13 protein-coding genes and 2 pseudogenes are annotated in these 21,601 nt (G+C 60.7%); 4 read left to right on the forward strand and 11 right to left on the reverse strand.

Annotated elements, in window-relative coordinates; all coding sequences use genetic code 11:
• Nucleotides 1-73: 73 nt before the first annotated feature.
• From AC0L16_RS29700 to AC0L16_RS29715, 4 genes are all read right to left on the reverse strand, one after another.
• Complete coding sequence (locus AC0L16_RS29700; RefSeq protein ID WP_473624977.1) at nucleotides 74-3,982, reverse strand: ATP-binding protein; 3,909 nt, start codon at nucleotides 3,980-3,982, stop codon at nucleotides 74-76.
• A gap of 1,097 nt (nucleotides 3,983-5,079) precedes the next feature.
• Nucleotides 5,080-6,279, reverse strand: coding sequence for an IS256 family transposase (locus AC0L16_RS29705; protein ID WP_473624979.1), 1,200 nt, complete (start codon nucleotides 6,277-6,279; stop codon nucleotides 5,080-5,082).
• A gap of 540 nt (nucleotides 6,280-6,819) precedes the next feature.
• Nucleotides 6,820-7,122: a DUF2285 domain-containing protein gene (locus AC0L16_RS29710; RefSeq protein WP_473624981.1), complete on the reverse strand. Its 303-nt coding sequence runs from the start codon at nucleotides 7,120-7,122 to the stop codon at nucleotides 6,820-6,822.
• 16 nt (nucleotides 7,123-7,138) lie between these two features.
• Complete coding sequence (locus tag AC0L16_RS29715) at nucleotides 7,139-7,621, reverse strand: transcriptional regulator domain-containing protein (RefSeq protein ID WP_473624983.1); 483 nt, start codon at nucleotides 7,619-7,621, stop codon at nucleotides 7,139-7,141.
• Between the two features lie 1,344 nt (nucleotides 7,622-8,965).
• Here AC0L16_RS29715 and AC0L16_RS29720 point away from each other — a divergent pair.
• The 3 genes from AC0L16_RS29720 to AC0L16_RS29730 all read left to right on the forward strand — a co-directional run bounded on the left by AC0L16_RS29720 (nucleotide 8,966) and on the right by AC0L16_RS29730 (nucleotide 15,414).
• A complete protein-coding gene (locus AC0L16_RS29720; RefSeq protein ID WP_473624985.1) occupies nucleotides 8,966-11,092 on the forward strand; it encodes a prolyl oligopeptidase family serine peptidase in 2,127 nt (708 codons plus the stop codon).
• A 697-nt stretch (nucleotides 11,093-11,789) separates the two neighbouring features.
• Nucleotides 11,790-12,467 (forward strand): OmpW/AlkL family protein, encoded by a 678-nt coding sequence (locus AC0L16_RS29725; RefSeq protein WP_473625018.1) that lies wholly within the window; start codon nucleotides 11,790-11,792, stop codon nucleotides 12,465-12,467.
• A 607-nt stretch (nucleotides 12,468-13,074) separates the two neighbouring features.
• Nucleotides 13,075-15,414, forward strand: coding sequence for a S9 family peptidase (locus AC0L16_RS29730; protein ID WP_473624987.1), 2,340 nt, complete (start codon nucleotides 13,075-13,077; stop codon nucleotides 15,412-15,414).
• A gap of 1,481 nt (nucleotides 15,415-16,895) precedes the next feature.
• On the opposite strand, the gene AC0L16_RS29735 is transcribed toward AC0L16_RS29730, so the two are convergent.
• The 6 genes from AC0L16_RS29735 to AC0L16_RS29760 form a co-directional block, all read right to left on the reverse strand.
• A complete protein-coding gene (locus tag AC0L16_RS29735; protein WP_473616566.1) occupies nucleotides 16,896-17,072 on the reverse strand; it encodes a hypothetical protein in 177 nt (58 codons plus the stop codon).
• Complete coding sequence (locus tag AC0L16_RS29740; protein ID WP_473624989.1) at nucleotides 17,069-17,305, reverse strand: hypothetical protein; 237 nt, start codon at nucleotides 17,303-17,305, stop codon at nucleotides 17,069-17,071. Before AC0L16_RS29740 ends, AC0L16_RS29735 begins: the two co-directional genes overlap by 4 nt.
• Entirely contained in the window at nucleotides 17,302-17,604 is a 303-nt protein-coding gene (locus AC0L16_RS29745; protein WP_473624990.1) for a hypothetical protein, read from the reverse strand. Before AC0L16_RS29745 ends, AC0L16_RS29740 begins: the two co-directional genes overlap by 4 nt.
• A 27-nt stretch (nucleotides 17,605-17,631) precedes the next feature.
• Nucleotides 17,632-18,024: a hypothetical protein gene (locus AC0L16_RS29750; protein WP_473624992.1), complete on the reverse strand. Its 393-nt coding sequence runs from the start codon at nucleotides 18,022-18,024 to the stop codon at nucleotides 17,632-17,634.
• A 27-nt stretch (nucleotides 18,025-18,051) separates the two neighbouring features.
• A complete protein-coding gene (locus AC0L16_RS29755) occupies nucleotides 18,052-18,942 on the reverse strand; it encodes an omptin family outer membrane protease (RefSeq protein ID WP_473624993.1) in 891 nt (296 codons plus the stop codon).
• Nucleotides 18,943-19,287: 345 nt separating this feature from the next.
• Nucleotides 19,288-19,581, reverse strand: a complete 294-nt coding sequence (locus AC0L16_RS29760; RefSeq protein WP_473624995.1) for a GNAT family N-acetyltransferase — start codon at nucleotides 19,579-19,581, stop codon at nucleotides 19,288-19,290.
• A gap of 519 nt (nucleotides 19,582-20,100) precedes the next feature.
• Between AC0L16_RS29760 and AC0L16_RS29765 the strand changes: the two are divergent.
• A pseudogene (locus AC0L16_RS29765) lies at nucleotides 20,101-20,668 on the forward strand (DNA-binding protein); the annotation flags it as partial.
• 4 nt (nucleotides 20,669-20,672) lie between these two features.
• Here AC0L16_RS29765 and AC0L16_RS29770 read toward each other — a convergent pair.
• Nucleotides 20,673-21,489 (reverse strand): annotated as a pseudogene (locus AC0L16_RS29770) (ParB/RepB/Spo0J family partition protein); the annotation flags it as partial.
• Nucleotides 21,490-21,601: the final 112 nt, after the last annotated feature.

Below are 21,601 nucleotides of genomic sequence, written 5' to 3' on the forward strand. Positions count from 1 at the left end.
ACGCTTCACCCCAGCCGAATGCGCCAACTACTTCAAGGCAGCTGGATACGACCCAGATTAAACAGGACGCGCTCTAGATGTTGTAGAGCACGCCGACGATTTTCCGGGCGCCAATGACCGACGGAACCCCATTTGCAGCCTTTCCCACGGAAAGGACCTGTGACGATCCCATCCCGCCTACGCTCTCGAACAGCCTTAAATGGGAAAGGTCGCCGGAAAGCGCCGTCCCCACCCGCTTGAAAATGCTGGATCCGTCACTAAGGGCAAGGGCGACGAGCGCATCCTGGTGATGCCCGAGGGTGTCGAGTTGGACGCGGCCTCCTCCGAGGACAACTTGCTTATCAAGCGCTAACGGCACGGCACTTTCATCGACCACGCGAAAGGCGATTTCGATCCGCTGCAACTCCCTGTTGGCGTCGACGGCCACGGCCTCTTCCGGGCCATGATCGACCCGCACCGTGTGATCGAAAATGATCCCGATAACTTGGTGGATTGCCGTTTCATCCTCGGGAAGAAAGACGCTTTTGGGGTTGCGGATGCGCGGGTCCGGGGCTTCGGCGGTGAGGCCGATCAATCCGCCACCATTTGCGTTGCGAACTAACCGGCGCGCGTAAACGTCCTTGCCGTGCCGAGCGATCACCAGCCGCCGGTCCGCGCTAGACGTGGCGATGGACTTGACGATCGCAAGGCTGCCAGCGGGTGTCGCGAATCCGAAGTTGGCTCGCCTGAGATAGTATGCAACGCAGCTCTCAAGAACGCGGGGCTCGAGAATTTCCGGCTCGTCCTGGGTTTCCGCAGCCACCCGGTCCCTAGTAAAGGCCGCCAAATCGGGACAGATGACGACCCGGGGTGCAGCGAGCGAGGTAAAGTCGATCGCGGCCGGCGCCTCAAGCTTCTGCCTCGCTGTTGGTAAATCCCGCCGGCGCCAGCGATAGCATTCTTCACGAATGTCCTCCGCGAGCTTGATCAGATCAACCAATGGGCCAGCGCATTGCGCGACCTCACCAGCCGTGATGTCTCGGCGACGCCCGTGGTGGGCCTTGTTCATCAAGGTCACCACCGGGGAGTTGTCACCCAGCGCAGGGTGTTCAGCGAACCGCCTGAAAATGTCTGCACCGAACATCCCGGCCGACCCGGCCCGCACCAAGGGGCGCATCCGCTGCACGAAATCGGCGAGCGTGGGATTCGGGGTGGCCTTGGCCCAAGATGAATGGGCCGGATCGTCGAACATGTCACCAAGCTGCGCCTCGAGGAACACGCGACATCCATCGGCGAAATCGCGTGCGGGCTCTTCTTCATTTGGGTCGGCATCGAAGCGCTTCTTGCGCTCAAGCAGGACGGAATGGGGCACGATCGTCCTGAGACGGGGCTGCAACCGCGTCGCGGGGTGCACTGCAAGATGCTCAACTCCGCCCGGAAGCTGGATTTTGGCAACCCGGCCGCTGAACCGAGGATCATAGGACGTAACGATCACCTGCGCGCCCCCACTCGCCAATTTTCCGAGCGCGCCCGCCAGCCGCTCCCGATTTTCGTCGTCAAGCAGCTCCTGGGGATCGTCAAGCACGAGGGTAGTCAAGCCACCGCGCTCCTTCAGCACGTGCTGCCAGAAGGCGAAAAAGAACGCGACCAAACTTGCGCGCAGGGCCGACGCGTTCGTGACATGTTGGGCTGGGGCCGCAACGCCTCCTGTTTGGACGACGAGGTCCAATTCCCCTTTGCGGCCCATACCGGTATCGACGAGTTGGTGAGCCGTATCGGGAAATGCGCCGAGATAGATCAGATCACGCCAAGCGGCGGCATCCGTTCGAAGAATTTTGCGAAGCTGGTCGACTTGCTGGTCAGCCAGCGTCCCCAAATCAGCGAGTCGACCGAGCGCCGTGCTTGCCGTCGCGTAGTTGCCAAGCCGGGCTTCAGCCGCCCGGCGCGTCGCCAAGTGCTGTGAAAGCCGCACACACTGGGTCAACGCGTCCGAGATCGGCTCGGCTGCTTTCACGATGTTTTGGAGTTCTAACAGCTTCCCCGTGAGGGTCAGTTTCTCTGTATGCTCCCCTTCCTTGGGCTTGCGCCCGAGCACGCGGGTGAGAACATCCTTTGCCAAGGCATCGTTGTTCTGGCGCCAATGGGCAAAGCGGATTGCTCGGTCAAGGCGCTCCAAGGCTAGTTGAAGGTCGCTGCACCCTGCTGGCAACGCGATGGCAAGGGGATCATCCAACTCCGCGCGGTTCTGGAATATGGCATCGAGGCTTAGGGCCGTTGGGGATTTCAATTCGCCAAGAATGCCCGCGAACGGTGCGAACGAAAAAGCCTCATCAACGAGCGCTTTTCGCAGAAGGTCGCACGGATGCGACGGCAAGTCGGCGACCAACTCAGTGCGAATCGCATCGGGTAACGAGCGCAACAGATCGCCATGGGCATTTGCCGCCCAATGGGCAAGGGTTTGCGACAAGAGGTCAGCATCGGAAGCAGACCCGGCTAGGTGCTGTTTGACCGGTTGGCCCGTAACAGGGTCAACGGCATCGGCATGATCGCCACCACAGACGACGCACCGGTTTTGGTCGCGTGCAGGGTCCGGATGATCGGCCATCCAGGCCTTGATCCGTGCATACAAGCGCGTGCGCGCTGCGCTCGACGGATTTTGCGCCAGCTCCTGCAGGGTGCGCGCTTCCGACAGAATGGCAGTTAGCCTGTTTTCGGCGTCGGCAAGCTCGTCCGGCGTCAGTTTGCGGAGATCGGCGAGCCGTGCGATCGACTTCAACGTTTGAGGCTGGCTGATACGCTCGAGCGCCCGACCGATATTCTCTTCGAGGTCCGATCGCAGTTTTGCATCGGCGGGGTCGAAACGCCCGCCAAGAATCTCTTTCGCGGACTCAAACGCGCATGCCTTCGCGTCGTCGAAGTGCGTCTTGATGGTCTTAAGCTTTTCCTCAATGGCCTTGTCGTCCGACGGGACTGGCACCGGCGTCGGCGGCTCTAGCATAGCATGCGTCCGCAAGATCTTTTCGAGGTCGACTTTGGCAATGTTGTAGTCGGCGTCCGCCTTATCGCGTTCGCCGCGCTTGGCCTTGACGAAATCTTTGTCGATCTTGGTTTTGGCGCGATGCGAATGTGCAGCAAGGTCCACGAGCGCTGACAACCCTGTAAGCTCGGACACTGCGCGTCCCAGTTCCGACTCAGATCCCAACTGAATGAGCTGGAGTAAGCCCGGCATGACGGTACCGATGCGAAGTGCGATGGGATCGACCCCAAGCGGGGTTAGATCGGGCGGCAACTCCTTCAGCTTGCCCTGAAGCGAGCGCGTCATGCTGCGGCGGATGGGGGGAAGCTTCACGCCGCCATCTTCAACGAAGGTCAGTTCAACCCATGTATCAGCTGGAACCCAGTCCTTGTCGGGTCGGTACTGATCCAGGAGTGGCATGGGTGTCAGTGACGACATTTTGTGCGTTGTCCGCTCGTCCTCCTCATTGCCTATCCAGCAATCGAAGTCCTCCGGGCTTTCAGGTTCGCGCTGGGGCCGAAGCATCTGACCTGTGAGCGTCCAGATAACGGCATTGAGCAGCGACGTCTTGCCGGATCCGTTCCGCCCTTCGAAGAGCGTGATTGGGCACGAGAACTCATGGACATAATTCTCCGGGGCCGCATCCGGTGTCCCAAACTTGTGCAGGCCGGCGAACCGGTGAGCCTCCATCCTCTTCAGCCGAAGTCGCCTGTTGTTGGCGTTCGCGGGCCGCGAAGGCAAGGCCTTCACAGCAGGTGGCGGTTGGGAAATCGCGTCTACGAGTTCTTCCGCATGCGAAGAGCGGACATCAGCAATCCAAGCCGCCGGGCCACGGTTTTGGTACCATCCCAACGCGCTACGCGTTGCAGCATCAGGTAGAGAAAAGGTGCGCGCGCCCTCAATGAGAACTGGCTCGCCTGCGATTAGATCGGCAACTAAAGAGTCAATGGTGTGCAAATGCAGCGCACGAGTATTCAATCCATCCATGTTTACGTCTGTCCATTGTTTCGCCTGAGACATCGTTCATCAAAGGCAGCATGCTCTGGCTCCGCCGCACCGCGCAGTCATCAGCAGTTCTTACTTTGAATGGTCTGGGGACCGTCGACCCCCAGTATGCTTGTTGCGATATCCATCTTCGCATCATGTATAATCATTGATGCGCTGCATGGAGACCGGATTAGTCTAGTCTTTGCACACTTACCCCTTACGACCTCTCGTAAGGACAATGCCAAAGGTATCCAGCGAACACTGCAGTCGATCACCGGCAGTTTCGCGGGGCATTCGCCTCGGTAATCTGGCTGTTTTAGGTGAATCTGTTCCCCAGTCTCCGTCCTTTAGGCCAATCCTGGGACGGCTCGATACCCGCATGATGACATATAGCAGTCCCAGATGGACCGGGTCCCGCGAACAACCGTACCGTCGTCGCAGGAAATCGGCGTTTTCGCGGCGTCTGCGCACAAGACCCGCAGTTGGCTGCTGAGAGGTGCGAAATCCCCCGCTCTGCGGTTGCGCGGGGGAACTGCCCAGGTGCATCGTTGCGTCGAAGCGTGCGCTGCGGCACATTACTGGGGACGCGAGATCGCGAAGCTCGGCCGTGAAGTTCGCCGTGCTGCTTTCCGTTCATGTGAAGCCGTTCGCCAAACATCAGAATAATGACGCGGCAGACGCCGCAGCTATTGTGTAGGCCGCCATCCGGCCTCCGATGCGGTTTGTAGCACAGAACTGTTCGATGATCGTCCGGACACGCGATCTCTCGTGCGACGGAGAACGCAGATCATAAATGCTCTCCGGGCCACCGGGCCGAACATGAGGTCATTGCGTCGCCATCCCGGTATCGTGGCCGTCTTTCGGCTGGCCCGCGGTCGGCAACCGGTCGCCTAATGGAGAGGCAGCCCCTGAGATCGCGCTCGTCCGGTGCCCTGAGTCTCTCGGGCGCTCCTAGGTGGTCCATCCGCCCCAATCCTCTTCAGCCGGAGTTGTGTGCGTCAAGTTCTGCAAAATGGCGTCGCATTCAGCGGTGACGTTGGCGTGTCCGCCGCGCAGCCCCCGTGTTTAGCGGAGCGGCGGACATGGCGGGCCGCGTCTCAGGCGGCCAGTGCCCTCAGGTTCTCCTTCTTGTGCTCGCGCAGATGATCCATGTTGAGGTAGCGGGTCGCCTCGAGCCAGTTCTCGTGGATCTCCACCGCCAATGCCCGAACCAGCCGCAAACAGCTCTGCGGGCTGGGGAAGATGCGAACGACCAGGGTGCGCCGCTTGATCTCCTGGTTCAGCCGCTCCAGCATGTTCGTCGACTTCATGTGCTTGTGATGCGGCAGCGGCAGCCGGTAGAAGCTCAGCGTCTCCTCGATGTTGTTCTCCACCCAATCCACCAGCTTCGGGTATTTGGCCTGCCATTTGGCGATCCACTGCGCCAGGTCGCGCTTGACCTCGGCTAGGTCGCGCCGGTCATAGAACCATCTGAGCTCCATCAGGCAGTCGTCATCGACCTTGCGCGGCACATAATCGAGCGCGTTTCTGAGGAAGTGCACGTAACAGCGCTGCCAGACTGCCCTCGGGCAGGACTTCCCGGATCGCTGCCCTGAGCCCGGATGGTCGTCGGAGACGACAAACTCGAGGCCGGCGAGCCTGCGCTGCTTGAGCCCTGCCACGAACGCGCGCCAGCTTGAATGGCTTTCCCGGTTGGCCAGTTCGACACCGAGCACCTGGCGCCGGCCCTCCCAGTCGACCCCGATCGCCACCAAGACCGCCTGGCTGGCGATCACGCCGGCCTCGCGCGCCCGCTCGTAGCGCGCGTCCAGAATGAGGTACGGGTAAGGTTCGGCAAGCCGCTGCTCAAAGAACGCCTTCAGCGCCTCATCCAGCCGCGCCGTCGCCTGGCTCACCGTCGAGGCCGAGAAGGCGTGGCCGCACAGCTCCTCGGTGATCGCCTTCACCTTGCGCGTCGACACGCCTTGCACGTACATCTCGACCAGCGCCGATACCAGTGCCTTCTCCGAGCGTTGATAACGCTCGAACAACTCCGTCGAGAACCGGCCGGCCCGATCCTGCGGAACCCGAAGCTCCAGCACGCCAACCCGCGTCACAAGCTTGCGTTCGTAATAGCCGGACCGGTAACCAACCCGCTCCGCCGTCCGCTCGCCTTTCTCGGCCCCGATCGCCTCCGTCATCTCGGCTTCCAAAGTCTCCTGCACGACAGTCTGCAAAACTCTGCGGAAGCCGTCCTCATCCGACAACAGCAACGCTTTCAACTCGCCTCTGCTCAGTCTAACGTCTCGCTTGGTCATGGCACTTACCCTTCCACGGGAATCGGTGATCGCAACGTCACCAGCGTGCCATGGCCGCCCCTCGCCTCAGAGCAAGGGCTGTTCTCTCTCCAAAGCTTTTTGCAGAACCTTCAGGACACTATCTCAGCCGGACATTGCGCCGCCTAAGTTGAAGTTCCGAGCGCGAGTACGTCTGAAAGGGTATGCCCGGCAGGAGACTGAGCTCGCTGCCGGGCCGGGTACGCCTTGGGAGGTGGCGTAAGTCAGCGAGGTTTCGTGGCGGTGGGACCACTCAGTCCGCGCGTTTTGCTGAATATCCTGCATGTAACGTGCCAAGGCAAAGAGCATTTAAAACACCCGGTGGGTCAGCTTCCTCTACGTTGCGTACCCGACATTGTCGGCTATCGGACAACACCGAACGTGCCTCTCGGCATCGGCCAACGCTGAACCAGAGCGCACCCGCAAGACCGTTCGCTGCCATTTCGACCGGGCGAACTGCTGGTGACCGGGTTTTAGCTCCGAACCGTTCGCCGGCTGACGCACGGCGCGGACTGTCACTTTTCAAGCGAGGAAATCTCTGTACCCTCCATTCATGAGCGCGCGGCCACGAGAGACGGCGCGGCGAATGCGGTCGCGCAGATGATCGCGAGGATCCCTCCAGTCGGCATGGACGCGCCGTTGACCGATCAGCGCTTCGGCGAGTTGGCGATGTGACGCCCCAGCAAGTGAGCCGTCGAGCGCACGAAGAACGAAGGTTAGACGGGGACCGCGCTTTTCCGGCGGAAACAAGCGGGCGGGCAGGTGTTGACCCAAACTCAGAGCATTGAGGCACTCGAGCGCCCTCAGACGGGGCTTCGAAAGCATCGCTGGCCAGATCGCCTCAGTGCGGAGGCAAACAGGGCGCAAGATATCCGCGCCAGAGACGGCGAGCTGGAGCGTATGTTCCGCATTGCGAAGAAGAACATGCTGGCCCTTGTCGGGCGCCAGCAGGGCCGTCGCATGACATGGCAATGCCGAGAGCTCGAAGGGCAATGTCGCCCACGATGCAGACAGCTGTTCTGCAATGACTGGCAGCACATCGACGCAACAGAACGGAGACCAGAAAACGAGCGAATTTCGCCCATAAGACTCGGCGAAACAGGACACCCCAGCGCGACAGGTCACCGGCCGACGCGATCACGTCGAGAAAGGGTTGGTGAGACAAAGTATTGGCCTGCTGGCTTGTCACATCACGTTGGAATGCTGGATTGCGGCGTAAGAACTCCCAGGCCCACTCAAGCGGCGTCAGACCAGCGGTGTAATCGTATGATCCTTCATCGCGCCAATCAGCCTCATCCACACCTGTCACGAGAACTGTAGGCACGACTGTGCTCCCCTGCCCGCCCCCAGGGAGGTCGAAACATCATGCCACTTGGCAAAGCACCGGCGCCGAGGGCACCAGAGGTCGATGGCGTCGTTTCGTCGAAGCGTGTGCCATTGGCACTGTCGAGGGCAGAAGACGCGCGCAAATAGCGACCGGGCCGTCGAACCCGCGCAGCGACAGCCAGCGCGGCCTGAGCACGCCAAGGGAGTCAGTTTGATAGCGGCGATCGGCTCCTGCATCCCGTTCGAGACGTTCCTTGAACGTGCAGTGGTGTGGCGCTGGATTGCACGCTCATTGTGGGCAAGTTGTCGTAGCGCCGGCGCTATAAGGTGAGTCATCGCAGGTCTCCTCGGGGGAATTTCCGCCATTGGAGGCCAAGTTCCGCGCTATGGCAGCCTGTATAGTTGTACAGGTTTAAGCCGGCTGTTCAGTGGAACGCAAAAACGAACTGGCGAGGGGCGCAATCGCTTCTTTGGGTGGTGCTCACGCCGGTTTTTCCTTGCGAGGGGTATCGAGATGGAGCGCGACCGGGCTCGGCTTGCCCCGGCTGCAGCCGATTTCCCAGGCAGACTTGCCGCCGCTGCCCTTGTTACCAATGCGGCGCCGTCAGCGCGACATCGTCGATCACTGGCTGCCTCGCCGAGAGCACGCGGAGCCGGAGCTTCCCTGTCTCCTGACCCTCGTAACTTGCATATTGAACGACGGTTCGCCAGCAGCCGAAGTTGGCCTAGCGACCACTCCAATGTGTCCGTCGGAACGCAGCTTGCTGGCGCGATCGGCAGACTTCAAGAATGCAATCAAGGGGACGGTGCAGGCCAAGATTGCTTGCAGGGCCTGGACAACCATCAGGTCGGCCGAGCGGCGCCCCATCCCTTTCCTCGGATCTCCGATTTTACCGCTGGCGGTGTCCAGACTCACAGACGCAGCCGGCTCGGTCACTCACGGCGTCCATCACCTCATTTGTATCTACCAATTGAATCCAGCTGCGTGAGCGTTCCGGAGCGAAGATGTTGGAGTCAAGTCGTTGTGAGCTTCACTGCTTTAGTTCTGCACGGTGTCCGCGCCGGAGGTTGATCCGGTGATTACGCTGTGCGCTTGTTGTCGGATTCTCGACGATGTCGGACATGTGACACACCGCTGCCAGAGCGATCCCATTGTTCCGTAAGGATTTCCCAGTTGGCACGACGGTTGCGGTCCTATGCGCAAAAGCACTGCGACGCCGCACCGACTGGGAAGAACCCACCTGATGATTACGCTTTTCGAACATGCGGGCGCCGCCGCAAACATTGATCCTTCTCAAGCAGGCAAGAGCCATTGCGCCTTCATTCCTCAGGTCTTTCGGACATGAGCGAATTCGATTTCCGCCCAACGCTGAATGCGCCCGACGATGACCCCCATCTTTGGCTTGAAGATGTAGAAGGCGAACCGGCACTTGCGTGGACCGCCAGCCAGTCGGCAAAGACCCTGAAGCACTTCGCGGGAACGCAGTTCGAGCGCGACCGGGCGGCCCTGACAGCGATTTTCGACCGTCCTGACAAGATTCCCACCATCTGGCGCCGTGGTCAGTACCTCTACAATTTCTGGCAAGATGCCGGAAATCCGCGCGGACAGTGGCGCCGGACCACCCTTGCCGCCTACATGAAGGCGGATCCCCAATGGGAGCTACTGGTCGATCTGGACGCCCTCGCGGCTAGCGACGGAGAAGACTGGGTCTGGGGGGGCGCGTCGATCGAGCCGGAGACGCGCGAAAGAGCCGTCTTGCGCCTGTCGCGCGGCGGCAGCGACGCGGTCGTGCATCGCGAATTCGACCTGAGCTCTCTGAGCTTTGTCGCCGACGGTTTCAATCTCCCCGAGGCCAAGGGTGACATTGATTGGCTCGACCCCAACACGCTTCTGCTTTCCAGTGCGCTTGGTCATGGCATGGCCACCCGCTCCGGTTACGCGCGCACCGTGCGACTGTGGAAGCGTGGCGCGGATCCCCTCACCGCGCCGGTAATCTTCGAGACCGGTTCCGAAACCCTGGGTGTGTCTGGCCATCTGGACCGTACCGCCGAGAGCGAGCGCGTGTGGTTCATCGAGCAGCTGGCCTGCTTCGAGAAGATAGTCCGCATTGGCGATGAAAGCGGGCCGAAGATTGAGATCGACCTTCCTAAGGACGCCTGGTGGGGTAACTTCGGCGATTGGCTGGCGGTAAAGCCGCGCACAGCATGGACGGTTGCCGGGACGACCTATCACGCCGACGCGCTGATCGGCATCTCGCTTTCCTCTTTCCTGGCCGGCGAACGCCGTTTCAGTACCCTGTTTGAACCGGACGAGAGGCGCTGTCTGCAGTCATTCTTCTGGAATGACGGGAAGCTCATTATCGCCTACCTGGCGAACCTCGTTCCGAGATTCGAGGTGTTCACGCCGGGCCCGCAGGAATGGACGCGCCGAGCCCTGGACACCGTTCCCGTGCAAGGGACTGTTCACCTCTGGTCACTCGATGCCGCAGATCACGAGACCAATGGGGAGGTTCTGGTCGGGGCTCATGATCCAATCACCCCGCCGCAGCTTTTCCTATTCGATCTCAATGCCGCGCCGCCTGTCAGCGCTTCAGTAATCCTGAAGCGCAGCCCGGAGAATTTCGACGCATCCGGCCTGGTGGTCACGCGCCACGAGGCAGTATCGATCGATGGTGAGATGATTCCCTATACACAGGTCGGTCCGGCGGATGGGAACGGGGATGCCCCGGTTCATCTCAGCGCCTATGGCGGGTTCGGCATATCGCTCCTGCCCTCCTACAACTCCTCGCTCGGCAAGCTGTGGCTCGAGCGCGGCGGCACGTGTGTGGTGGCGAACATCCGCGGGGGCGGCGAGTTCGGCACCCGGTGGCACGATGCCGGGCGGAGGGAGGGCAAGCGTCTCGCCCATGACGATTTCGCCGCCGTTGCCGCCGACCTCGTGCGAAGGGGCATTACGCTGCCGAGGCGGATTGCCGCCGAGGGCGGCTCAAATGGCGGCCTGCTGATCGCCAACATGCTTACCCGCTATCCTGAGCATTTCGGCGCGCTGTTCTGCACGGTTCCGCTTATCGATATGCGCCGCTACACCAAGCTCCTGGCGGGCGCGAGCTGGATCGACGAATTTGGCGATCCTGACAAGGCTGACGATTGGGCTTTCCTGAAGGAAGTCTCCGCCTATCACGCCGCGACGCCCGGACAGCCCTATCCGCCTATCCTGCTCGCGACCACGAAGCGGGACGACCGCGTCCATCCGGGCCACGCGCGCAAGATGGCGGCAAAGCTGCAGGCCCTTGGCTATCCCGCGTACTTCTACGAGCCCGGCGCGGGCGGCCACGGCTACGGCAAGGACAATCGGGAGCGCGCTGCATTCATAAGTCTTGGCATCCACTTCCTTCGCAGCGCGATCGGCTGGCACGCCGATAGCTTTCATAGACGATCGGGAGCTCGACAAGCGCGGACCTTCGGATGAGTGAGTAGAGGTCGAGGACTGCGACAAGGTGCAAATAATGCGAGCACGGTTTGCGCAAATGCGCGCCCCGCACGCTGTCGATATCAATCAATACTGCAGGACTATTGCAGTCTACCATTTCTGAAGAGCAAGGAGAAATATCATGGCAACAAAGCGAGTGAAGGTGGCGCGGGGAGTAACAGCGGCCGTCGGCTTGATGCTGCTGGCACAGCCGGCTATCGCGATTCCAAAAGCCCCCTCCGCGTCTCCGCCTCCCCCTCCGCCTCCCCCTTACCCGTGCCCGTCTACGACACCAATCTAAGAGCCAAGCTCTGGGCAGTTCCGCCTGCGCCGCCTCGGGGCATATTCGGACTACGTTAATACGATGCCTTCCCGCTTACTTCTATGGGACCAGCGCAGGCGGGCACAGCTACGGCAAGGACAATCCGAGCGGGCCGCATTCATTGCCTTGGGCGACGATTTCCTTGGCAGCGCGATCGGCTAGCACTCCGATAGCGTTCATTGGCGACCGGCAGGTCGACAAGGGCAAACTTCGACGAAGAGAGTACAGGTCTATAGTTTGCGAGAGTGTTGCAAACAATGCGCGCAGAATTTGCGAATAATGCGCGCCAGCGTTCTGTAGATAGCAATCAACACAGCAGGACTATTCACAGTGAAGTCTAACGAGCAAGGAAACAACATTATGGCAACAAAGCGAATGAACGTGTTGCGGGGACTCACAGCGGCCGTCGTCCTGTTGCTGGTAGGACAGCAGGCGGCCGCGGCAGACCTTGCAGAACCGTGCGACCCGGATAAGGGTGCCTTGTTCACGGAATGGCCAAGCCCTTGGCAGATCCGCCTGCGCGCGTTGGGGGTTATCACTGAGGATTCGGGCTACGTTAACGAGGTGCCCGGCTCCGGTCTTTCCTATTCGAACACCGTAACGCCGGAACTCGATATTTCGTATTTCTTCACGGACAATGTCGCAGCCGAGCTTATCCTCGGCACCACCTATGCCAACATCACAGGCCAAGGCTCGATCGGCGGGCTGGGGAATATCGGCAAGGTTTGGCTGCTGCCGCCCACGCTGACATTGCAGTACCACTTTACCGATTTCGGCGCCTTCAAGCCCTATGTCGGCGCCGGCGTGAACTATACGATCTTCTATCATCAGCAAGCCGGCAGCGCCGATGATCTCAAGGTCAAGAACACGTTCGGCACCGCGCTGCAGGTCGGGTTCGACTACATGGTCGACCAGCACTGGGGCGTCAACTTCGACGTGAAGAAGCTTTTCCTGAAGCCAGACTTCGACGTCACCGTGGCCGGCACGAAGCAGACGGGGAAGGCGGAGCTCGACCCCTGGCTGATTGGCGCAGGCGTCACGTACCATTTCTGACGCCGGCGAAGTCGGCTTACGCGCAGCCCGAGTCGAATGAAGGGCGCCTCGTGCGCCCTTTTGCCGTCGGCCCGACGGTCCACTTTTGTCAACCGACATACACCCAAGGTCATGTGACTTGGGGTTGTCCGAGCTGTCGGATATGCGACGTTAAAGTCGTTCACCCGACACAGACAGTCCGATCGATTGCCATGATCTAAAAGGATCTCCTTTGGCGCGCATATTGCATCGTTCATCCAGACACGGATCAACGGACTGACGACAGCCATGCAGAGAATGTCCATAGCCAACACTTTGTGCCGGGCCCAATTCCGGCCCTTCCAGGTACAGAGAAAGGAAGGGAGCGTGATTGCAAGCGTCATCGGACTTTGAATTTTCCATCATTGTGGAAATGGAAAATACCCTGCTGGCTCGGCGCCAACTCTTCAGTCTGCTTCACCCGGCCAGTTCCTGGATATCCGCGTAGGGCGCACGGGTCATGGTGACTGCCGTCTCGGCTGCACCCCGCGTGCTGACTCCTTCGAGCAACGCTCAACGCTGCTGCACACCGGCGATGATAAGCCAGATCCAACAATGCGTCTCCCGAAAACCGAAGAGGTGAACAGATATGGTCAAGATCGGCGCTTCGGCGCTCTCGTTATTAATTCAAGAGGCTTCGGGATCGGCAACCGCTGGGGCGCTGGCCAACGATTCGAATGGTGCACATCCACCGCTGGCGCTGGCGGATTTCGAGCGGGCACTTACGATCAACGATCGCTATAGCGGACTCAGTGCCAATGTCCCCGAAATGCCTTTTTGGCTGACTGGGGGTGAAGCCTTCGTCTACCGCCGGACTAGCCACGGCGAGCGCCAGTTCATGCGGGTCGATGCTGCCACGGGTTTGAAACGGGCCGCCTTCGACCAGGCCCGTCTGGCGGCGGGGCTAAATGAAGCGAGCCATAAGAGCTATCAGGCCGGCGATCTTCCCTTCGAGCGTTTCGAACTGACCGAGGATGGTTGCAGGCTCGACTTCCTGATTAAGCAGGTCCGGTGGAGCTGCGACGTTGCAAGCTATGTTTGCACCAGCACAAACTTGGATGTGGACGCGCCGGCCTTTCAGCTCAGCCACGACTACACCCCCCCGGCTAAGAATAACCCCGACCAGAGGAGCGTCTCGCCCGACGGCAAATGGATCGTCTCTATAAGGAACCACAATGTTTTGCTGCGCAGCAAGGACGGATTGCAGAATGTTGCGCTGAGCCGGGATGGATCCGAAAACAATGGCTACGTCTTTTCGACACTGAGTTGGTCGCCGGACTCGCGCCATCTCGCGGCCTACCGCGTTCGCCCCGGCTACAAGCGGGAGGTCCCGTACCTCAATTCGTCGACGGACCGGTTGCAGCGCGAATATTCGACAAGGGTCTATCCCAAGCCGGGCGATGTCCTTCCGCTGCCCCAGCCGGTCCTGTTCGACATTGCCGGCCGCCGCCAGATCGTGATCGACGACGCCCTGTTCTCGAACCCCTTCGAACTTTCCCCTCTCCGGTGGTGGGCGGACGGTCGCGGCTTCACTTTCGAATATAACCAGCGCGGGCATCAGCTCTATCGGCTGGTCGAGGTAAACGCCGCCACGGGCCGCGCACGCTCGCTGATCGATGAGACCAGCACGACCTTCGTTGATTACCGGCCGCTGGTGATGAACCAGCGCCGTACCGGCAAAATCTTTCGTTACGATGTCGACGACGGGAAGGAGATCATCTGGGCGTCCGAGCGCGATGGGCACGAGCACCTGTATCTGTTCGACGGCCGGACCGGCGCGCTCAAGAACCAGATTACCAGCGGTGAGTGGGTCGTGCGGGGGGTCAACCATGTCGATCCGGTCAAGCGCCAGATCTGGTTCGAGGCGAGCGGGATGCACCCGGGGGAAGACCCTTATTTCGTCCATGCGTACCGCATCGGCTTCGACGGTGAGGGGCTGACTGAGCTCACGCCCGAGCCGGCCAACCACCATGTCGAGTTCTCTCCCGACGGCCGCTACTATGTCGATCTCTGGTCACGCATCGATCTGCCGCCCCGCATGATGCTCTACCGCGCCAGCGACGATGTCAAACTCCTGCAGGTGGAGACCGCCGACATATCCGAGCTCGTCGCCGCAGGCTGGCAGCCGCCACTCAGTTTCCACGCCAAGGGGCGCGACGGCAAGACTGATATCTGGGGCGTGATCCACCTGCCCGCCAATTTCGATCCGAAGAAGAAGTACCCGGTGGTGGAGAATATCTATGCCGGGCCCCAGGGCTCGTTCGTCCCAAAATCCTTCTCAGGGCGGACAGAGCCGCTCACGCAGCTGGGCTTCGTCGTTGTGCAGATCGATGGCATGGGTACCAACAAGCGCTCGCGCGCCTTTCATGACGTTGCCTGGAAAAATCTGAAGGACGCAGGCTTTCCCGATCGCATTCTATGGCACAAGGCGGCCGCCGCGAGGTATCCGTGGTACGATATCTCCAATGTCGGCATTTTCGGCTGGTCCGCAGGCGGCCAGAACGCGGTGAGCGCGCTGCTCTTCCATCCCGAATTCTATAAGGTCGCGGTCGCCAACAGCGGCTGCTACGACAACCGGATAGACAAGATCTGGTGGAACGAACAGTGGATGGGGTGGCCAGTCGGCATTGAATATTCCCAATCCTCCGCCATCGACAATGCTTACAGGCTGCGGGGCAAGCTGATGATCGTCGTCGGCGAAATGGACCGCAATGTCGACCCGTCCTCCTCGCTGCAGCTTGCCGACCGACTCATCAAGGCGGGAAAAGATTTCGACATGGTCTATGTGCCTGGTGCCGATCACAACGCGCCAGGCATCTACACTGAGCGCAAACTCCTGGACTTCTTCGTTCGCAACATTCTCGATCAGACCCCACCCGACTGGAACGCTGAACGAACCGAGCTGCAAAAGAGCAAATCGTCACGATGATGCTTCGGCTGCTTCTGCCTATAGCAATCCTCGCCCCTGTTTTGTTGGCTGTGATCGAGGCGGCGAGCGAGCGGAGAACCGCTCGGACGAGGGCCTGCGCCGATTCCTGCGCAACGGGCGTTAGCAAGACGGAAACAGGACGATTCCGACGCTCGACGGCCGCAAAGCGGGAATCGAGGACATGGGCGCTCCCGCCTCTGCCTGCCTCTTCGATGACGGCACGCTTCTATCTTGCATGCTTCGTTTTGCCTCCGCTCGCCAATCGCGGCTTTCCCCGGAAGCGGGACGGAAGCGGGGCGGACGGCGAGTTGCGACCGGAAGGGCCGCCGTCCAGGCGGACCGCATCCGAAGGACCGGAACGAAGAGAAGGACCCGAGGCGAGAGCGAAGGGTTGCGGTTCGACTCCAGAGCCTCGTAGGTGGCGATGATATCTTTCACGCTTGGGCGGGACGCTCCGGCCGACCGTGGGGATGGCTCGTATCTCTTGAATCATCTTTTCAGCGAAGTCAGAATGTGGATGCGTCTTCGGTCAGTCCGCTGGCCGGCGGTCAGCGCATCATTTCGGTGACTAACCTCGACGAGGCGACGAGGCGGGCCGCCGGACGCACATCACCTCAAGTCAGCGACCCACACGCGACGCATGGCCAAAACCCAACCTCGCCCTGATCCGGAATGCTTGCCGCCAGGCCTTGGCGATCTGCCGAGCCCTGGATGACCGGCACGAGTATAGGCGAGCCTTTGCGTATCGGGGGCGCTCGGCTTGATGCTCTCAGCCGAGCCGAACCTTACCGCGGCGCAGATACTCGGTAGTCGGCTCTGAACAACGGCTAAGGCGTCGATATTGTTGATATTGCGAACCCGGGAAGACGAGTGGAAGCATCCGATTTCGCCGTTTTCGGCTGGAGTGCTTGCAGGCACTAGGCAAGCCAAAGCGCGAGAACCGTGAGGATCAGGCGCAGATTTTGGCCGCGACGGGCAGCGCATTGATCGCATCGCCAGCATGACCGAGGAGAGCGTGCCATCGATCGACTGCTCGCAAACCGGGCTCGCACTGGTGATCGCCCATTCGTCTCGATTGAACAACCGGCGGATCTTCAGCTCTTCCTTGTTCTTTTGTAGCTCCCGGGCGAGCACCTCCAGACGCTGCTGATAACGACGAACGTTGCCGCGAATGGCCGCTATCGCGTTGTCCCGCAAGACCGCTTAGGAGACAGGCCGCGCGATTGGATGACTCGATGCCCAAGCGGCGTCGCGGATATCGGGCTTGCGCAGGTTCAGACACCGTCGCCAGGGGCGGACGTGGCTATCCGCGTTGCGTCTCGGCAACATCCCGGCGCGGCGCAGGGCTGGCGAAGGTGATGAGTTGGCGTCGGGATTTCGCGTGCGGTGCACGCCGGAAAAGCCGCAAAGGTGCAGCCGGCATCGCCCGAGAGAGGTGCCAGACGGCGGCACTCGAATTGCCTCCGCCTGGCTGGGCTGGTTCATTCGGCCATGAACAGCGGCTGAACTCTGGCCCATTGATCGGCGGTGCGGAAGCCGCCCTGGGTCGTGTAGCTTTCGGCGGGGAATTTCATCCAGCGCGGCAGCCATGCGTCGACTTTCTCCCTGCTGTTCTCGCCGAACAGGAAGTCGCGGATGGTTGTCTTTTGCGTCTTCACCTTCTCGAAACATTGCCGTGGGCGACATGCTTGCCGCCGATATCGGCGAGTATCAGATTGGCAATTTCCTTGTCGCGCAACAGGTCGAAGAGGGCGTCGTCGGCTTGCCAGCAAGCGGCCATATCGACATTCAGGTGATTGCCAAGCGCCTCGATGACGGCGCTGCCGGCTTCGACCGTCTCGGCCATGACGATGGCGAGAACGCGCAGGACATCGTCGTCGGACAGCGTCAACAGCCGGGCGAAGACGCGCGCTGTGGCAAAGGCATCGCCGTTGCCGCCGGCGACCGCGCCAGCCTCCTCCGGTTGCTAGCAGCGCCAAAACCTCGCGCCGCCTTCGCAGAATACGGTTCGGCCTTGCAGGCTGCGAGGCTTGCCGCCACCGCTTCATTGGCCGTACGCTGCGGCTCGCGGCGAACCTGCCACAGGCCCGAACCTGTGATGGGATGCGCCCCGCGCAGCGCGACACCCGGACGGTCGAGCATGGCCGCGCGCACCGCGGCATGGCAATGCAGATCGACATGGTTCTGCATCGGCCCGGTGAGTTCCGGTCGCGACGGCTATGCGGGGGTTTCTCCGTGCTCGCCGCCCTCGTCTTGCGCGCGGGCGCGGCGGGCATCCTTGCGCGACAGCCAGCCCTCGTGGCAGTCGACCGCGCCGCGATGCGAGACTGATATGAAGACCTTGCCGCCCTTTTTCTTCGGCGTCTTTTCGTGGTCCCAAGACTGGAAAAACTGCCCCGGTTCCAGCACGGCCACGTCGGCCAGCCGGCTTCCAGATAGGCGTCGCGCTTGGCCAGCGATCGCCTCGTTCTGCTTTTGCCAGAACAGGTCGGCGTCGGCGAAATAGCTGTCCTCGCCGAACAGGTCGCAGACGATCAGGCCCGGATAATCCTCGACGGCAAACAGTGCTATCCGGAGCAATACGCGCCGCGCGGCGACCAGTTGAAACAATGGCTGTTCGGCGGCCAGTCGATTTCCTCAGAGGTGGCGCGGAATGTCATAGGTGTTGTAGTCGCCGCGAGCGGTGAACACCTTTTCGTAGGAACCGGAGACGAAGAAGCTGGTCCGCTCGTTGTACTGGTAGCCGACGCTGCCGCCGACTATCAGAACCGGCGCCGATTCGAAATCTTTCTCGAAGCGCAGGTCACGCCTCCAGTGATGATCGGTATCGCCGGCCGAGAAGGTCATCCCGCCCTTCAGCGCAAAGCCGAAGTTCCAGCGATTCTGGACATAGGTCGCATCGATGCCGGCGAAGGCGACCGGCAATTTCTGCTGGTAGCTGATGCCCTTTGTGTCTCCTGGGAAGTCGCCAACCCGATCCCGGAAGCCGTCAACGCTGTAGACATAGGAGCCGCCAAAGGCAGTCCACTTGACCGAGGTGTACTTGAAGCCACCGTTGACGTTGATCAGCAGCTGGTCGCTGACCTGGAAATCGTGGCCGAGCGCGACGGTTGCCGAATAGAAGTAATCAAGATCGGTGTCGGAATGGCGCGAACGGTCGCTCCACTCGTTCCAGCCATCATTGGTCGAGAATCGCGGGTCCCAGTCATAGTCTTCCATGTAGCTGTCGCCGCTGAAGGCGATCTGGCCGGAAAGCTTGGCGGTCCAGCCAGTCTCGCTGCGCGCCGTCATCTCGGCTGAAATGACCGGAGAGGTGCTTTCCCAGATAAGGTGGCTCCGCTTCGAGCCGCTGCCGGGAGCCTGATAGAGTAGCTCGTTGGCCTCGATGTCGATGACGCCGACGCCGCCAACGAAAGAGAAATTGGGATTGTAGGGCGCCGGTTCGCTCACCACCGCGGCGCTGGCCATCGCCGGCCAGGCGGCGAGCAACGCTGCCGCTCCACCAAAAACTTTCGCATACAATTTCATGAAACTACCCTCATAGGAATGATCCGTTATTCGGCTATACGCTGCGTAACCGGGTGCACGTCACGTGCGGTCGTCTATGCAGCGCCCCTGTAGGTTGGCAGATTTGCCGCCCTCGGCTCGGTTCCTCAACACTCAAGGAAACGTCGTTAGCGTGACCCGATTGACGGCGGTTTTTGCCGATGCGCTCCGGGCGGCCGGCGTGACGGGAACCTTGCATTATCTGAGGCACACATTTGGGATGACGATGCTGGTACGATTGCAGCGGCAGGCAGCGACCACGCCGGACCTCAATCCGCTGAGATCGTGCAGGTTGCTTTGAGCCAGTCCACAGCAGACACTCTGAGTCTAGATTATCCGACAGAGCCGAGGGCCGACTTCCTCGAACCCGTTCCGCAGATAGAAATCGAGCGTGCGCTTCCATTTTGGTTGCCCGGGCGCTCCAACTTCAAGTCGCTTCCAACCACGAGCACGGCTTTCCTGCGAGGCGACCTCAAGCAGATGAGGGGCAATCCCTTTGGAGCGCATGTCGGGTCGAACATACAGCTCCGAAATGTAGCCGAACTTGCCTCCTGCATAGATCGCCGTGCATTCATTCAGCACCATGATGCCGACCGGCTCGTCATCTGCACTTGCGATCACAGCGACCCCGCCAGCGTCGGCAAGCACCGTCTCCGCGCTTTGTCTGACGACGTCGGGCGTGGGCGCTTTCCCGCCAGTGAGTTCATCGAGTAGCGCGTGAATGAAACCGGCGACCGTCTCTGCGTCCCTTGCGTTGGCGCTACGTGTAGATATGGAAGGCATATTCTCTCCTGCTAGTGGTCAAAATCCCAGATCCATGCTGCCATCCCCGCAGGTCCGACTCACTTTTAGATGTAATGGCGGGAAAATGAACAGCGTTTTTTCATTAAATATATGTGAAAGAACTGCAAAACAAATATTACAAGCATGCAGGATTCAGGATGACTTGAGGTGAATTGCGCAGACAGGGGACCTTCTACAGAAAAGCAACCGTGTTACTTCGTAACCGCACGGTGAAGCGGCCTTGCCGAGGTAAGATGAAGTTGCAAGTCTGGAAAGAGCCTGGGACAAAAGATACAGCCTGAAATGCCCGTGCTGCCAGAACGCTCGGATTATCAATGCAGTCGAGCAAAGAGGACAATTGACGCAAACCTAAGCGATGCACCCGCTAGACTAGACCAGTTCCGCGCCTTTCCAGACCCTCCGTCAAAAAAGGACAATCCGAGGAGGACATCGCAGCCCGTTTCTTCGTCTCGGTCAATTTGGTGAAGCAGCGTCTGCGCCTCGCGGCCGTGTCGGACGCTCTGCTCACTCTACGCCGAGGACGGCATCACGCTGGAGCAACTGATGGCCTTCACCGTAACCGGCGATCACGCCCGCCAGGAGCAGGTCTGGGAGGCCATTCAGCGGTCCTTCAGCAAGGAGCCCTACCAGATCCGCCGGATGCTGACGGAGACGACGGTCCGGGCGTCCGACAAACGTGCGCAGTTCGTCGGCTGGACGCTTATGCCGAAGCAGGCGGCGTCATGCGCGATCTCTTCCAGAACGACGATGGCGGCTGGCTGGAGACGCCGCTCTGCTCGACCGCCTGGCTGGCGAAAAGCTGAAAGCTGAGGCTGAGACCGTCGCCGCCGAAGGATGGAAGTGGATATCGGTCGCGGTCGAGACGCCTTACGGATGCGCCCACGGACTGCGCGAACTGGCTGGAACGTCTTCTCGATAACCAAGGGATCGAGCAAAGCTGCGTCTTCATAACCACCACGATCCTCGGTGAACAGGTCGCGGAGAATAGCACCGCCCGCCTCCATGTAGGCTTCGCGCCGATGAAGAGGGCGCGGCGATCTCTTGCCGCAGCATGCGTCCGCGTTAGTTCGCGGCGAATGATGTAGGGCTCGCGATTGTAGGTGAGGTTTCCGAAAACCTGCTCCTGCCGGGCGTGGTGTCGGTGATGGCGAAGGCCATCAACTGGTCGAGGGTCAGATCGCCGTCGCGGTAGACCTGCATCAGCTTGGGGCTTACGGCTCCAAGCCGCAGGCGGCGCTGCCGCACGACATGCGCGGTAAGGCCGAAGCGGGCGGCGATTTCCTCCGCACCCCATCCGCGTTCCTCGTGAAGCTCTCGGAACGCTTCGAACTGGTCGGCAGGATGCATCGCCTCCCGGGTGATGTTCTCGTCAAGGCTGATCTCATGCGCGTCGTTCACCGTGTCGACGACGCAGCGGATCGGCTCGGTCTTCTTGATCTGCTTGCGCTTCACGCGAAGCAGCTGCGCCAGTCTGCGGCCTTCGCCGATGCTGACAAAATAGAAGCCGGTTTCCGCCCCCTCTCCGTCCAACTCCGGCTCCACCACAAGATTTTGCAGGATGCCCTTTGCGGCGATGCTGGCCGCATAGGCCTCGACAATCGCCTCGCTGTGCGGGGTCTTGCGGGCATTGCGGGGCGACTTTTTCAGCTTGTTCAGTGGAATGAAAACTTCCGTGCCGCTCGCACTGGCGGTTCCGGTCTTCGCACTCTTTTCATTGATCGTCATGGTTCTGATCCTTCTCCGTTAAATGCCGAAGGCATGCGCCTCGGCATGCCTTCCGGGGGCGCGTGAGCGCGCGGCAGAGAGGGGGGCGAATGCCGGCGAGCGGAGCTGGGCT

Source organism: Mesorhizobium sp. WSM4848 (genome assembly GCF_055811375.1).